The 14,264-nt window shown below is 65.3% G+C and carries 12 protein-coding genes and 2 tRNA genes; 3 read left to right on the plus strand and 11 right to left on the minus strand.

Features of this window, described 5'->3' with window-relative positions; genetic code table 11:
• Positions 1 to 89: 89 nt before the first annotated feature.
• Both ACFVV0_RS14555 and ACFVV0_RS14560 read left to right on the plus strand, forming a co-directional pair.
• The gene (locus tag ACFVV0_RS14555) at positions 90 to 2,129 is read left to right on the plus strand and encodes a M3 family metallopeptidase (protein WP_387064397.1); all 2,040 of its coding nucleotides are present in this window, start codon (positions 90 to 92) and stop codon (positions 2,127 to 2,129) included.
• Positions 2,130 to 2,192: 63 nt separating this feature from the next.
• Positions 2,193 to 3,503 (plus strand): ion channel protein, encoded by a 1,311-nt coding sequence (locus ACFVV0_RS14560; protein ID WP_387064399.1) that lies wholly within the window; start codon positions 2,193 to 2,195, stop codon positions 3,501 to 3,503.
• A gap of 39 nt (positions 3,504 to 3,542) precedes the next feature.
• Here the strand turns inward: ACFVV0_RS14560 and clpX are convergent, their stop codons facing one another.
• The 7 genes from clpX to ACFVV0_RS14595 form a co-directional block, all read right to left on the minus strand.
• The gene (gene clpX, locus ACFVV0_RS14565; protein WP_387064402.1) at positions 3,543 to 4,817 is read right to left on the minus strand and encodes an ATP-dependent Clp protease ATP-binding subunit ClpX; all 1,275 of its coding nucleotides are present in this window, start codon (positions 4,815 to 4,817) and stop codon (positions 3,543 to 3,545) included.
• A gap of 166 nt (positions 4,818 to 4,983) precedes the next feature.
• Positions 4,984 to 5,652, minus strand: a complete 669-nt coding sequence (locus ACFVV0_RS14570) for an ATP-dependent Clp protease proteolytic subunit (protein ID WP_387064405.1) — start codon at positions 5,650 to 5,652, stop codon at positions 4,984 to 4,986.
• A gap of 26 nt (positions 5,653 to 5,678) precedes the next feature.
• Entirely contained in the window at positions 5,679 to 6,278 is a 600-nt protein-coding gene (locus tag ACFVV0_RS14575; protein WP_387064408.1) for an ATP-dependent Clp protease proteolytic subunit, read from the minus strand.
• A 93-nt stretch (positions 6,279 to 6,371) separates the two neighbouring features.
• The gene (locus ACFVV0_RS14580) at positions 6,372 to 7,238 is read right to left on the minus strand and encodes an EamA family transporter (protein ID WP_387064411.1); all 867 of its coding nucleotides are present in this window, start codon (positions 7,236 to 7,238) and stop codon (positions 6,372 to 6,374) included.
• A 162-nt stretch (positions 7,239 to 7,400) separates the two neighbouring features.
• Positions 7,401 to 7,883 carry a tetratricopeptide repeat protein gene (locus tag ACFVV0_RS14585; protein WP_387064414.1) on the minus strand — a complete coding sequence of 161 codons (483 nt, stop codon included), beginning with the start codon at positions 7,881 to 7,883 and terminating at the stop codon, positions 7,401 to 7,403.
• 66 nt (positions 7,884 to 7,949) lie between these two features.
• Positions 7,950 to 9,353, minus strand: coding sequence for a trigger factor (gene tig, locus ACFVV0_RS14590; RefSeq protein ID WP_387064417.1), 1,404 nt, complete (start codon positions 9,351 to 9,353; stop codon positions 7,950 to 7,952).
• Between the two features lie 52 nt (positions 9,354 to 9,405).
• Positions 9,406 to 9,483: transfer RNA gene (locus ACFVV0_RS14595), tRNA-Pro, on the minus strand.
• Positions 9,484 to 9,650: 167 nt separating this feature from the next.
• On the opposite strand from ACFVV0_RS14595, the gene ACFVV0_RS14600 reads away from it, so the two are divergent.
• Positions 9,651 to 9,721 (plus strand) — tRNA-Gly (locus ACFVV0_RS14600).
• 183 nt (positions 9,722 to 9,904) lie between these two features.
• On the opposite strand, the gene ACFVV0_RS14605 is transcribed toward ACFVV0_RS14600, so the two are convergent.
• The 4 genes from ACFVV0_RS14605 to ACFVV0_RS14620 form a co-directional block, all read right to left on the minus strand.
• Entirely contained in the window at positions 9,905 to 10,039 is a 135-nt protein-coding gene (locus tag ACFVV0_RS14605) for a hypothetical protein (protein WP_387064420.1), read from the minus strand.
• 38 nt (positions 10,040 to 10,077) lie between these two features.
• The gene (locus ACFVV0_RS14610) at positions 10,078 to 11,250 is read right to left on the minus strand and encodes a TIR domain-containing protein (protein WP_387064423.1); all 1,173 of its coding nucleotides are present in this window, start codon (positions 11,248 to 11,250) and stop codon (positions 10,078 to 10,080) included.
• A 230-nt stretch (positions 11,251 to 11,480) separates the two neighbouring features.
• Positions 11,481 to 12,728: a DNA sulfur modification protein DndB gene (locus ACFVV0_RS14615; RefSeq protein WP_387064426.1), complete on the minus strand. Its 1,248-nt coding sequence runs from the start codon at positions 12,726 to 12,728 to the stop codon at positions 11,481 to 11,483.
• Between the two features lie 110 nt (positions 12,729 to 12,838).
• Positions 12,839 to 13,780, minus strand: coding sequence for a tyrosine-type recombinase/integrase (locus tag ACFVV0_RS14620; RefSeq protein WP_387064429.1), 942 nt, complete (start codon positions 13,778 to 13,780; stop codon positions 12,839 to 12,841).
• Between the last annotated feature and the right edge of the window lie 484 nt (positions 13,781 to 14,264).

Here is a 14,264-nt window from a genome sequence, read left to right on the forward strand (position 1 = left end):
TGCAAGCATTCTTTTGCAACTCATTCTTTGCAACAGTGTGTTTGCATAGAGTTCTTTGCGACCCCATCGCCTGGTCCTAGGCTGGAGCCATGGCAGACACCTCCAATCCGTTCTTCGAACCGAGCACTCTCCCCTACCAGTTGCCGCCGTTCGGCGACATCCGCGACGAGCACTACCGGCCCGCCTTCGACCGCGGGTTCGAGGAGCAGCTCGCCGAGATCCGCGCCATCACCGCGACGACCGATGCGCCCACTTTCGAGAACACGATGATCCCCCTGGAGACCTCCGGCCAGACGCTCCAGCGCGTCGCCGAGGTGTTCTTCAACAAGAGCTCCTCCGACAGCAGCGACTTCACCAACGAACTCGAGGAAGAGATCGCGCCGCTGCTCGCCGCCCACTCCGACGCGATCCGGCTCGACCCGCAGCTCTACGGACGCCTCAAAGCCCTCCACGACCAGCTCGACACCCTCGGCCTCGATGCGGAGTCCCGCTACCTGGTCGAGCGCTACTACGACGAGTTCACGTTCGCCGGCGCCGGCCTCAGCGACGAGCAGAAGGAGAAGCTCAAGGACTACAACAAGCAGCTCTCCACGCTGACCACCCGCTTCGAGAAGAATCTGCTCGCCGACACGAACGACCTGGCCGTCGTCTTCGACGACCGCTCCGAGCTCGACGGTCTCGGCGACGGTGAGATCTCCGCCGCGGCAGAGGCCGCCAAGGAGCGCGGGCTCGACGGCAAATTCGTCATCACCCTCGTGCTGCCGACCGGGCACCCGTATCTCGCCAGCCTGAAGAACCGGGATGTTCGCGAGCGCATCATGACGGCCTCACGGTCCCGCGGCATCCACGGCGGCGACCACGACAACCGCAAGCTGGTGCTCGACATCACGCGACTGCGCGCGGAGCGGGCGCGCCTGCTGGGCTTCGACTCGCACGCGGCCTACGTGACAGCCGATCAGACGGCGAAGACCCCGCAGGCTGTGGCCGACATGCTCGGTCGTCTCGCTCCCGCCGCCGCACGCAACGCCCGCAGCGAGCAGGCGGAGCTGCAGAAGGAGGCCGGCGAGACAGTCGAGCTGGCGAGCTGGGACTGGTCGTACTACACCGAGAAGGTCCGGCAGGCGACGTACGACGTCGACGTCGCAGCGATGCGTCCGTACTTCGAGGCCGAGAGGGTGCTCCACGACGGCGTGTTCTATGCCGCTACCCGCCTCTACGGGATCACGTTCACCGAGCATCCGGAGCTGGAGGCCTACCACCCCGACGCGCGCGTCTTCGAAGTGAGGAACGAAGACGGCTCCCCCCTCGGGCTCTACATCCTCGACCTCTACACGCGCGATTCGAAGCGCGGCGGGGCATGGATGAACCCGCTCATCTCACAGTCGGAGCTGCTGGACAACCCGACCGTCGTGGTCAACAACCTCAACGTTCCCAAGCCGGCGGCCGGTGACCCGACGCTCCTGAGCTACGACGAGACGAACACCCTCTTCCACGAGTTCGGGCACGCGCTGCACGGCCTGTTCGCCCGGGTCACGTACCCGAAGTTCGCCGGCACCAACGTCTATCGCGACTTCGTCGAGTTCCCCAGCCAGGTCAACGAGATGTGGATGCTCTGGCCGGAGATCCTCGAGAACTACGCCGTTCACCACGAGACCGGCGAACGGATGCCTCAGCAGCTCGTCGACAAGCTCCACGCCTCCGAAGCGTTCAACGAGGGCTTCCTCACGAGCGAGTACCTGGCTGCCGCGATGCTCGACCAGGCCTGGCACGCCATCACCGCCGACGACACCGTCACCGACGTCGCCGACTTCGAGGCGAAAGCCCTCGCCGCCGTCGGACTCGACAACCCCGCCGTGCCGACGCGTTACGCCAGCACCTACTTCGCACACACTTTCTCGGGAGGGTACGACGCGGGCTACTACTCCTACATCTGGAGCGAGGTGCTCGATGCCGACACGGTCGAGTGGTTCAAGGAGAACGGCGGTCTGCTCCGTGAGAACGGCGACCGCTTCCGGCAACGTCTGCTCGGCGTCGGCGGGTCCAAGGACCCCCTGGAGGCCTACCGCGATTTCCGCGGCCGGGATGCGGTGATCGAGCCACTGCTCAAGCGTCGCGGCCTCGACGGCTGATTCCCACGCTGGACCCCTCCCCGTGCTTGGCCATACGCTGAGGCCAAACGCGGGGAGGTCACGATGACATCGGCGACGGACGAGACCGGCACACCGACGATCCGGATGCTCGTGCGGCTGTCGGTCCCGGCAGCGCTCGTCGGCGTGGTGTCCGCCCTGGTGCTCTGGGGTCTGGATGAGCTCGCCGGCCTCCTCGAAGACGGTGTCTGGAAGGCTCTTCCCGGTGCGATCGGCGTCGACCCGTCGTCGGGCTGGTGGATCTTCGGCGTGCTGAGCGTGACCGGCTTCGCCATCGGCCTCTCGGTGTGGCTGATTCCCGGCCATGCCGGACCCGACTCGGCGACCACGGAGCTCATCGGTCCCCCGATGCGGCTCGCCGTGATCCCGTCGTTACTCCTCGTGACCGTACTCGCGCTGGCCGGCGGTGTGAGCCTCGGCCCCGAGAACCCGATCATTGCGATCAACACCGGCCTCCTGGTCGCGCTCGTCGCGCGCCTGTGGCCGGCGGTGCCCACCAACCTGGTCGTATTGATCACGGCGGCCGGAACGATCGGCGCACTGTTCGGCACGCCGGTGGCGGCCGCCCTCGTGTTCACCGGCGTCGTCGCGGCCCTCAAGACCGGCGGCGCCCTGTGGGACCGTCTGTTCCTGCCACTGGTCTCGGCGGCAGCCGGCGCTCTGACGATGACACTGTTAGCGCATCCGTCGTTCACGATCCCGATGCCCGAGTACAACACGCCCCGGGCCGTCGACGTCGTCTCGGCGATCGTCATCGGAGTCGTCGCGACGCTGCTTGGCCTCGCCGCCGTGTACGTCTTCCCGATCGTTCATCGCGTCTTCCACGGCCTCAAGTATCCACTGCTCTACATCACGCTCGGCGGCGTCGTCCTCGGCCTCCTCGGCGCCCTCGGCGGTCCGATCACGCTGTTCAAGGGCCTGGAGCAGATGGGTGAGCTTGTGGAGTCCCGTGCCGACTACGCCCCCTGGCAGCTCGCCGGAATCGTCGGCGTGAAACTGGTCGCGCTGGTGGTCGCCGCTTCGGCCGGCTTCCGCGGCGGGCGCATCTTCCCGGCCGTCTTCATCGGGGCGGCCGTCGGAGTGCTCGCCAACGCGATCGTGCCGTCGATACCGCTCGCCGTGGCGGTGGGCGCAGGCGTGCTCGGTCTCACCCTGGCCGTCGCTCGCGACGGCTGGATCGCGCTGTTCATCGCCGCGGCCGTCACCGGTTCGACCGCGGTCATCCCGTTGCTGGTGCTCGCGATCCTGCCGACCTGGCTGATGGTGTCGCGTGCGCCGCAGATGCTCATCAGACCGCCGGCGCCGGAGGAGAAGCCGCCGGCGGCTCCCACACAGGCAGCAGCGCCCGACAGCTGATCGCTGCCGAGCGCTGCTCAGACGACGGGCTCTCGGGCCCTACGCCGACTTCTCTTCGCGTCGAGGGCGGTGAGGCACGATCGTCGGTGCGGCGTTCTCGAGAACCGCCTCACGCGTCACGACGACGCGGGCGACCTCGGAGCTCGACGGGACCTCGAACATGATCGGCCCGAGAACCTCTTCCATGATCGCCCGGAGACCGCGGGCGCCCGTCTTGCGCAGCACGGCGAGGTCGGCGATGGCTTCCAGCGCAGGCTGCTCGAAGTCGAGTTCGACACCGTCGAGCTCAAACATGCGCTGATACTGCCGCACCAGTGCGTTCTTCGGTACCGTGAGGATCTGCATCAGGGCCTCCTGGTCGAGCTGCGTCACCGTGGTGACGACCGGCAGACGGCCGATGAACTCGGGGATGAGCCCGAACTTGTGCAGGTCTTCGGGGAGCACCTCGCTGAACAGGTTGACGTCGTCGCCCTTGCTGTGCAGCGGGGCGCCGAAGCCGATGCCCTTCTTGCCGGCACGCTGGGAGATGATGTCTTCGAGTCCGGCGAACGCGCCCGCCACGATGAACAGCACGTTCGTCGTGTCGATCTGGATGAACTCCTGGTGCGGATGCTTGCGCCCGCCCTGCGGCGGCACAGATGCGACCGTGCCCTCCAGGATCTTCAGCAGCGCCTGCTGAACACCTTCACCGGACACGTCACGTGTGATGGAGGGGTTCTCGGCCTTGCGGGCGATCTTGTCGACCTCGTCGATGTAGATGATGCCGGTCTCGGCGCGCTTCACGTCGTAGTCGGCGGCCTGGATGAGCTTCAGGAGGATGTTCTCCACATCCTCACCCACATAGCCGGCCTCGGTTAGCGCTGTCGCGTCCGCGACGGCGAAGGGCACGTTGAGCCGCTTGGCGAGCGTCTGAGCCAGGTAGGTCTTGCCGCAGCCGGTCGGGCCGATCAGCAGGATGTTGCTCTTGGCGATCTCGACGTCGTCGATGACGTCGGCCGACGTGATCGTCGCCCGCGCACGAACGCGCTTGTAGTGGTTGTAGACCGCAACGGCGAGTGCACGTTTCGCGGCCTCCTGCCCGATGACGTACTCCTCGAGAAAGCCGAAGATCTCTTTCGGCTTGGGGAGGTCGAACTCACTCGACGTCTCCTCGCCCGCTTCCGCCAGGCGTTCCTCGATGATCTCATTGCACAACTCGACGCATTCGTCGCAGATGTACACGCCCGGACCGGCGATGAGTTGCTGAACCTGCTTCTGGCTTTTGCCACAGAAGGAACACTTGAGCAGATCGGCGCTTTCCCCGATGCGAGCCATCCGTCACCCTCCTCCTCGGGTCTGTTCTGTTGAGCCTAACCTGTGCGGGCGACAAAGGTGCGCACCCCGGCCGCAAATGGTAAACGGCGCGTTCGCCGTCAGCGATCCCCGCACAAAACGAACGGGGCGATCGCCTTCGGCGATCGCCCCGTTCATTCGAGCGCTGCTACTTGACGAGCGCGGGCAGGGTCTTGCGGCTGGTGAGCACCTGGTCGATCAGGCCGTACTCCAGTGCTTCGTCGGCCGACAGGATCTTGTCGCGGTCGATGTCCTTGTTGACCTGCTGCTGCGAGCGGTTCGAGTGACGCGCGAGCGTCTCCTCGAGCCACGTGCGCATCCGCATGATCTCGTTGGCCTGGATCTCGATGTCGGACGCCTGCCCCTGTCCGGCCTCGCCGACGGCGGGCTGGTGGATGAGGATGCGGGCGTTCGGCAGCGCGAGCCGCTTGCCGGGGGTGCCCGCGGCGGTCAGCACGGCGGCGGCCGAGGCCGCCTGGCCGAGCACGACCGTCTGGATGTGCGGGCGGATGTACTGCATCGTGTCGTAGATCGCCGTCATCGCGGTGAACGAGCCACCGGGCGAGTTGATGTACATGACGATGTCGCGGTCGGGGTCCTGGCTCTCGAGCACGAGGAGCTGCGCCATGATGTCGTCGGCCGAGGCGTCGTCCACCTGCACGCCGAGGAAGATGATGCGGTCCTCGAAGAGCTTCGCGTACGGGTCCTGGCGCTTGTAGCCATACGCCGTGCGCTCCTCGAAGCTCGGCAGGATGTATCGCGAGCCGGGGGCTTGCACGCCGTTGAAGGCCTGGCCGCCGAAGTTGGGGATGTTCATGTCTGTTCCTATTCCTTCCGAGGCCTCTACTCGGCGTCCGACGCGACGTCGGTTCCGCCGCCGCCGACGACCTCGGTCGCTGTCTCGCGGATGTGGTCGACGAAGCCGTACTCGAGGGCCTCCTGCGCGGTGAACCAGCGGTCGCGGTCACCGTCTGCGTTGATCTGCTCGACGGTCTTGCCGGTCTGCGCCGCGGTGATCTCGGCGAGGCGCTTCTTCATGTCGAGGATGAGCTGCGCCTGGGTCTGGATGTCGCTCGCGGTTCCGCCGAAGCCACCGTGCGGCTGGTGCAGCAGCACTCGCGCGTTCGGCGTGATGTACCGCTTGCCCTTCGTGCCCGCGGTGAGGAGCAGCTGGCCCATCGAGGCCGCCATTCCGATTCCCACGGTGACGATGTCGTTCGGCACGAACTGCATCGTGTCGTAGATGGCCATACCGGCCGTGATCGAGCCGCCGGGCGAGTTGATGTACAGGTAGATGTCGCGCTTGGCATCCTCGGCGGCGAGGAGAAGCAGCTTCGCGGCGATCTCGTTCGCGTTCTCATCCCGCACCTCGGAGCCCAGCCAGATGATGCGGTCCTTCAGCAGTCGGTCAAAAACACTCGGTTGCATGCCCATATCGGCCATGTGTCGCTCCATTTCCTTGTCGCTTCGGAATCGAATCTATCGGAGCCAACACGCCATTACCGGCCTGTTCGCCCTGGGCAGATCGTCGTGGCGTCAGCTCAGCGCGAGCATGGCCACCCCGCCGAGAACGACGACGGCTCCCGCCATCCGCTGCGCCGGCCGCGGCTCGCGCAGGATCAGCCAGCCGGCCAGGCTCACGAGCACCACGCTCAACTCGCGGGCCGGTGCGACGAGCGACACCGGCGCGAGCTGGATCGCGGTGAGAACGAGCACGTACGACAACGGCGACAGCACTCCGACGACGACGACCTGCCACCGGAAGGCGCGCCACACCGCCACCAGCTCGGCGCGGCGTGCCAGCAGGATCGGCGCGAGCAGCACCACCTCCCCGAAACTGCAGCCGACCATGAACAGGATGGGTGAGACCCCGAGGTCGGTCACCGTGAACGCATCCCACAGGGTGTAGACGGCGATCGTCACGCCGGTCAGGAGGCCGTAGACGATGCCCGCTCCGAGCATCCGGTGCCCGGGCTCCGACCTGGTCGTCGAGAGACCGATGCCGACGATGCCCGCGACGACCACGGCGGCACCCGCCAGTGCCAGGGCCGACGGATGCTCGTGGAACAGCACGATCGCGAACACCACCGAGAGCAGAGGTCCGGTGCCGCGAGCCATCGGGTAGACGACGGAGATGTCGCCGTGCGCGTATCCCCGCTGCAGCACCCACATGTATCCGACGTGGATGACCGCCGACACTCCGGCGCCGAGAAGCAGCCAACGAAGGTCGACACCGTTGAGCGCCAGGTCGAAGCCGGCGATGGGCAGCCACAGCACGGTCGAGGCGATCGCGCCGAGCAGGATGAACGGGAGGCCGCTCGCGCTCGCGCGCTTCGAGGCCAGGTTCCAGGCCGCGTGGGCGAAGGCGGCGATCACGACGAGGAGGAGGGCGAGCGGCGACACAGGATCCTTTCGATCGCCGTGATGGCACGACGACGGGATCCTCCGGGCTTTTGTCCTGTCAGATGACGGCTTCGCGCTGTGCGTCGCCGTGGTGCCGCTCGGACCAGGCTTCCCGCACCCTCCGGCGCGGGAACGGAACCCTAGGCACTGTCGGTATCAACGCTAGCTGGTTCCGAGCTCCTCCGCGTACGCGGCGATCGGGCGACGGTACCGAGGGAGGTGCGGCGCGAGCGCGATCAGAGCAGTGCGCACGGCTTCGGTCGGTCGGCGCGCGTCGTGCAGGGCCAGTGCGAGGAATGCGCGTGCCGCATCCGCCAGCTCGTGCTCCGGATGCTCGGCGAGCTCGCGCTGCAGAAGCTCGACGCTCTCGTCGGCGCGGCCGAGGTTGCGAACGGTGCTGGCCAGCTGGATCACGGCCTGCGCGCGCCACGGGTCGGGCAGGCCCAACTCGAGCGCCCTGCGATAGAGCGGCTCGGCCTCGGCTTCGCGGCCGGCGAAGTCACGTGCGCCCGCCGCCTCGAAGACGGCCGACGGGTCGTCCGCGGGGCGTTCCGCGACGAGCGCGTCGATCGCGGCGACCACGTCGGCCTCGCTCCGCTCCCCCGTGGACGCCCACACCGCATCCACTCTGCGCTGCCACTCCATCGTGGTTCTCCCCTCGGGTACGCGAAAGGCCGGGTGTCGCGCGACGCCCGGCCTTTCGACGGTGGACTACTTCTTCTTGGCGGCAGCCTTCTTCTTCGGCTTCTCGGCCTCGTCGGCGGCGGGCTCTTCGGCCTCGGCAGCCTCAGCGGTCTCGATGACCTCTTCGAAGACGTTCTCGCCGTCTTCCTCGTCGTCGGGGAGGGCCGTGAACTCGGAGAGGTCGACCTTGTTGCCGTTGGAGTCGGTGACCGTGGCCTTGCCGAGCACGATCGCGAGCGCCTTGTTGCGGGCGACCTCGCCGACCATCGACGGGATCTGGCCGTTCTCGCTGAGGATCTTCACGAACTCGTTCGGGTCCATGCCGTACTGCGCCGCACCCTGGATCAGGTACTGGGTGAGCTCATCCTGGCTGACCTTGACGTTCTCGGCCTGAGCGATCTCGTCGAGCAGGATCTGCGTGCGGAAGGTCTTCTCGCTCGACTCGGCGACCTCGGCGCGGTGAACGTCGTCCTCGAGGCGGTTCTCCTGCTCCAGGTGACGGTGCACCTCGTCTTCGACGAGCTGCTCGGGAACGGGGATCTCCACGAGCTCCAGCAGCTTCTCGACCAGCTGGTCGCGGGCGCTGGTGCCCTGGCCGAACGTCTTGGCGCGGGCGGCCTGCTCGCGCAGGCTGTCCTTCAGCTCGCCGATGGTGTCGAACTCGCTGGCGATCTGCGCGAAGTCGTCGTCGGCATCCGGAAGCTCGCGCTCCTTGACGGCGGTCAGCGTGACGGTGATCTCCGCCGCCTCGCCCTCGTGGTCGCCGCCCATGAGCGGTGCCGAGAACGTGGTGGTCTCACCGGCGGTCAGCGTGTCGAGCGCCTCGTCGATGCCTTCGATGAGCTCGCCGGAGCCGATCTCGTAGGAGATGCTGTTGGCGGTGTCGACCTCTTCGTCGCCGATCTTGGCGACGAGGTCGATCTGGGCGAAGTCACCCGACTTGGCCGGGCGGTCGACCGTCACCAGCGTGCCGAAGCGGCTGCGCAGGCTGTCGAGCTCCTCGTCGACGTCGGCGTCGGTGACCTCGGCCGCGTCGACGGTGATCTTCACGTCGTCGTACTTCGGCAGCTCGACCTCGGGGCGCACATCCACCTCGATGGTCAGCAGCAGGTCGCCCGAGAAGTCGCTCTCATTCGGCCACTCGGTGATGTCCGCCTGCGGGCGGCCCAACGGCTTCACGTCGTTGTCCTCGACGGCCTGGCGGTAGAAGCCGTCGAGACCCTCGTTGACCGCGTGCTCGAGCACAGCAGCCTTGCCGACCCGCTGATCGATGATCGCGGGCGGGACCTTGCCCTTGCGGAAGCCGGGGATGTTCACCTGCTCGGCGATGTGCCCGTAGGCGTGGGTGATGCTCGGCTTCAGCTCCTCGGGCGTCACCGAGATGGTGAGCTTCGTACGAGTGGGGCTCAGCTTTTCAACCGTGGTCTTCACGTTGTTGGGTTCTCCTGTAGTTGAACGATGGTCTTTCGCAAGGTCTGAGGTCTGGTCGGGGCGACAGGATTCGAACCTGCGACCTCCCGCTCCCAAAGCGGGCGCTCTAGCCAAGCTGAGCTACGCCCCGGGTTCGTACGACCTCACCCGCCCGGTCCGTTACCGCGACGCGAACAAACCCGTCGGGGGCGAAAGACCACGCGCAAGTCTACTGTACGCGCGCATGCTCGGGCGCGCCCGTCGAGCGCTCCGCGAAACCTGTACTACGATATCCTGGTGCCCGCTTCCGGGCGGCGCGGGGATGTAGCTCAATGGTAGAGCCTCAGTCTTCCAAACTGATTACGCGGGTTCGATTCCCGTCATCCCCTCTGTTGCGAGTATTGGGCAGCACGACCCATCGGAGGTCCGCCCCTAAATCGAATCCCCGCCAAATCCCCGTGGGCACCGGGCTGCTGGCGATCTAGCCGCCGCGACAACGCCGCGCTAGAGTTGAAACAGGAATGAGGGCCCGACCGTTAGATCGGGCCCCCGCCTTTACTGCTCACCACCAGTTACTTACCAGAGCGCTTGGTGGGCTTCTCGGTCACGGTCGTACGCGGGTTGCGTGCGGCCGTAGCCGGGGTCACGAAACGTCCCGTGATCGCGCTGCGCGCGACACCCTTGGACGTGGACTTCTTTCCTGCCATATCAATCACCTCCTTCCGAACCACTCGAGCGGCGCTGGTCAGTCCTCGGCGGACGCCAGCTTGAACTCGTTGAACGCCTTGAGCAGCTTCATCGTCGACTCGTAGTCGAGCTTGTCGCCCTCATAGCGCACCTCGTACAGACCCTGAAGGTTGGACGGCAGCGCGACGCCCTTCTCCACGAGCAGGATGAAGTTGCGCTTGTAGAGGGCCATCGCGCCGCCGATCTCGATCAGAACGTTCTCGTTGAGCACCCTGACCTCCTTGCCGTCCTGATCCATCAGACGGCTCTCGGACCCGACGTGCACTATTCCGGCTCCGCAGGACCGCATGTCGTCCATCACCTTGTCAGGCACCGGCTTGGAGACTGACTCCTTCTCGACCGAAACGATCGGCTCGAATCCACCGAACGTCAGCAGCTCCTTTATCTGCTCCACAATCGCGGCGTTCTTCCCGTGGCTGACGAACACCCGCTTGTTGGTGGAGATGTCGTTCACCAAGGTCGGCGCGGCGGGGGCGCGACCTCCTAGGCGGACCTCGGCGAGAGGCGTATCCTCCTCCTCGTCGAAGGCCTCGGGCTCACCCTTCGCCGCGATTGATGTGACCACGGCCATGGGCTGAGTTCCATCGAGGTTCACGTACTCCTGTCCGTTGATCTCCTTGATGAACCCGGCGAAACGCGCGTTCTCCAGGATCATGTCCAGGGCGCGACCGGTGACATCACCGGGCACATCCATCTCTTCGAGCACGTTCAGGGCGATAGCACGAGAAGGCACCTTGCTGCCGTCGTACTTCTCGAGGAACTGACGCACTACGCGCGGAACCAGCACGGCCTCGCGCAACGCCGAGGTGTCGTCACCTTCCTGCGTCGGAGCCACCGCACGACGACCGAGCTGGGTGAGCCCGATCGATTCGCCCTGCGCCGCGCCGTCTGTCAGGCCGTAGGCAGCCGCCGCTCCGGTGATCATGCGGAACGTGCTGCCAGTCGGCGACATGTTCAACGCCGCCGCAACCATGAGTGGACGCGTCGCCTGCTTGCCGTACTCGTCCCTCAGCGCCGCGGGTACCCGCAACGCCTCGGTGACCGAGTATGTAGGAACGTCGGTCTGACTCAGGCGAGCCTTGCGTTTCGAACCGTTGGGGTCGGCTTCTTCTGTGCTGGTTGCCATGGTGGCTCCAATCTCTCGATGTACTGGTGGCAGCGTATCACCCACTGTCGACATTGGACAGGAGGAAGCAATTAGCAAGCGTGTCGCTGACCATCTCTCCGCCCCTGTTTTACAGGGTTGTCGCACGTGGCACTCTTCCATTCCGCTTGAAGCAGCCGATTCCCGATTCCATTCGGTGCCGACGGGAGTGGAAAACAGCCTCGTTTAGCCCCGCGCGGGGTCCCAATCTGCTTCGATGCGACGATTCTGTCGAAAGCAGGTCACTTGAATCATCACTAAAGCAGAGCAGTCGGGGGCGCGGTGATCCACGTCGGGGTTGGCTCGGCCCACTTGACCAGCGTGTCGCGGAGCTCCTTCAGGTCTTGACGGCGGGCGCGGGGTGCGAAGGAGCCGACGGCGAACACGTCGTCGTCCATATGCGCGACCCAAATACTCTCTTCCGTGACTGGACCAGTCATGTGCGGCGCAAGCTTCGAGAAGTAGTCCACGATGTCCTCATCCTCAAAAGCGTGCCGGTCGGATAGCTCTGCGTACACGCCTGCCAGACCCCGGAGCATGACCGTAGATCCCAGCAGGCTTGTGCGTCGGAGATCCTCGGGGCTCAGATCGCCGTCCGCGACGCTTGCCAGAGCCGGGAAGGCTTCCAGCAACACATCGAGGAAGTCGTTGGTCTTTTGAACGAGCGCATCCTCGCTCAGCTCGTCTTCCAGACGACGGCCAATGCGACCGTCAATCCCAACCACGAGCGTGCGGACGATCTCCGCGACCTGCTTCGCGCCCAGCAGGTTCGGGTTGTTCCGTCCGATTCGATCCTGCTCGGGATCCACTCGTCCCTTCAGAAGCGCATGCTTCATGACCTCTTCGAGGCTGCGGTTAACCACCTTTCGGCTGTCGAATCGCGCACGTACCGATGAGGTAATTCCGAGCGCGTTGTCGGCGATGTCAAAGAACATCTGCCGATAGGCCTGCTGGTCATCCTCAACGAAGATCTGAAGAGAGGTGCGCTCCTTCGAGAACCGCTCGCGCTGCGCCGTAAGCTCGTCCACGCGTAGCTGCAACTGCGCGGCGACTGCGGGGTTGTCTTCGTGACGCTTGGCCGCTGCTACCTGTGACCGGGCCTTCTCCAGGTCATCAGCGATGCCCTGGATAGCCATATGAATGCCGAGAATGCGGTGCTGCCCATCAAGAATCCGCAGGTCGGTAGCTGCAAGCTTCGGGAACGCCAGAACACCGAACTCTGTGCCCCCGATCGTCTCTTTGACTTCGAACTGGAAGATATCCGGCGCTCGAAGAACGAGAGCGGGTGCAACCCAGTCTTCCTTGATCCGGACGTAGTCACCGAAGGCGCGTGCGTGAGCCTCCTTGACCATGCGGTTACCCTCGGCCGCCCGACCCGCAGTGGGCGGAGGGATGAGTGACGCGATCTGGGTTAGCGAGAGGTCGAGCGAGAAGACGGTCCGCTGCCCCTGCCGGTACCTGGTGGCGTAGAAGCGCTCGTCCGAGTCATATCCAGTAACTTCCATTTCAAGCCCCTAACTCTTTGTCGGTTTGATTAATGTCCAGAGTAGCGGATTAAGATGTTAAATGTCCAGTGATGGTCCTAATAAGAAATAGAAGTGCCCGACCTCGCCAGTCATTGGGCCTGTGCGTAGCTCTCGAACTTGTCAGCCACGGCGTTCGGCTCCGTCGCGTACATGTGCCCGTACGTGCGGGCCAGAAGCACGAGCCCCGAGTGCCCGAGGTAGCGAGCTACCTCGAATGGCTCGAACCGCGCGGCGAGCATCAGTGAGGCGTACGTGTGGCGCAAGTCATGGAAGCGCATGTGCGCGGCGATGCCGAGGCGCGCGGCGGCAGGCACGAGATAGTAGCTCCGCACTCCCCCGCAGTCGATAGGTCGCGTGTAGTCCAGTCGGCGCGAGCCGTTCGACCGTGCCGGCCACAACAGGGCGTCGGGGTCTCCACTATTCGGGTGAGTCAACAGGTACTCGCGGAGGTCGACGACCGGCGACCGCCGCGCGAATGGCACTTCGCGGGTGCTGTTCTTCGACTTGGGCGTTCCGACAGTCCACTTTCCATTGATCCGTCGAATGGTCTGGCGCACGAAAACGCGGTTTCCTGCGAGGTCCATGTCTTTGACCCGGAGTCCCGCAAGCTCTCCAGAACGGAGTCCTGTATAGGCAGCAAAGCGCACCAGCAGTCCGTATGGGTACCACAAGTCCAACTCGGCCGCGATGCTTTCGACTTGCGGCAGCGTCAGGAACACCGCCGCGAAGTCCTCCCGGCTACCCGGCTTTGGTAACTCGACCGCCTCGCATGGGTTGTGCGTGATGAGCCGGTGCCGCATGGCGTAGCGGAAGACCTTGTTCAGCGCCACGTAGTGGTTGTGGATCGTGCTCGAGGCGCGTCCGGCGGCGACGAGCTTCCCAACCAACAGCTCGACGTCCTGCGAGGTCACCGCTGCTATGCGCTGCTTCCCGAAGGTCGGGAGGTTGCGCGACTCGTACAGATGCACATAGCCCGCGTAGGTGCCCGGCTTCAGTCGCGGACGGCTCGCCTCCAGACTGGCCGCGACCACCTCAGCGAACTTCTCCGAAATTGGCCGGCCATCAGTAGCCCCTCTCCACAACCTTGTTGATGATGTCTGTGCGGTGGAATGTGCCGAGACTCCACTCCTTCTCGTGCGATGCCTGCCACGGGTAGCGCGCCCACACGGTGAGTCAGCGAGCGCTGGGCGACACTCTCGTCACGATCGCCGGGAAGTCGACGCTCTCCATGACGACGTGCCCCGGCTTGAGCGCCGACACCGGGACGGCCTTGGTGGTCTTGGTCATGGCTCCGCCCCGCCTGTGTCCCGTGTCGAAGCGACGGCTGCGTCAGAGAGCTTCTGCTGGTGGGCTGGCGACTTCTGGAACGTGCCGCGCAGGTCGCCGGACAACTGCACTGACATGGGGTCGACGTCGTAGCCTGTCTCGGCCCCCATTCCTTCGCGCATCCACTCGTGCCGAAAGTCGGGTTCCGGCACTCGCAACCGCACTTTTCGCACGAGTGCGGACGCTGCA

The organism is Leifsonia sp. NPDC058230 (assembly GCF_042882245.1).
GTDB lineage: Bacteria > Actinomycetota > Actinomycetes > Actinomycetales > Microbacteriaceae > Leifsonia.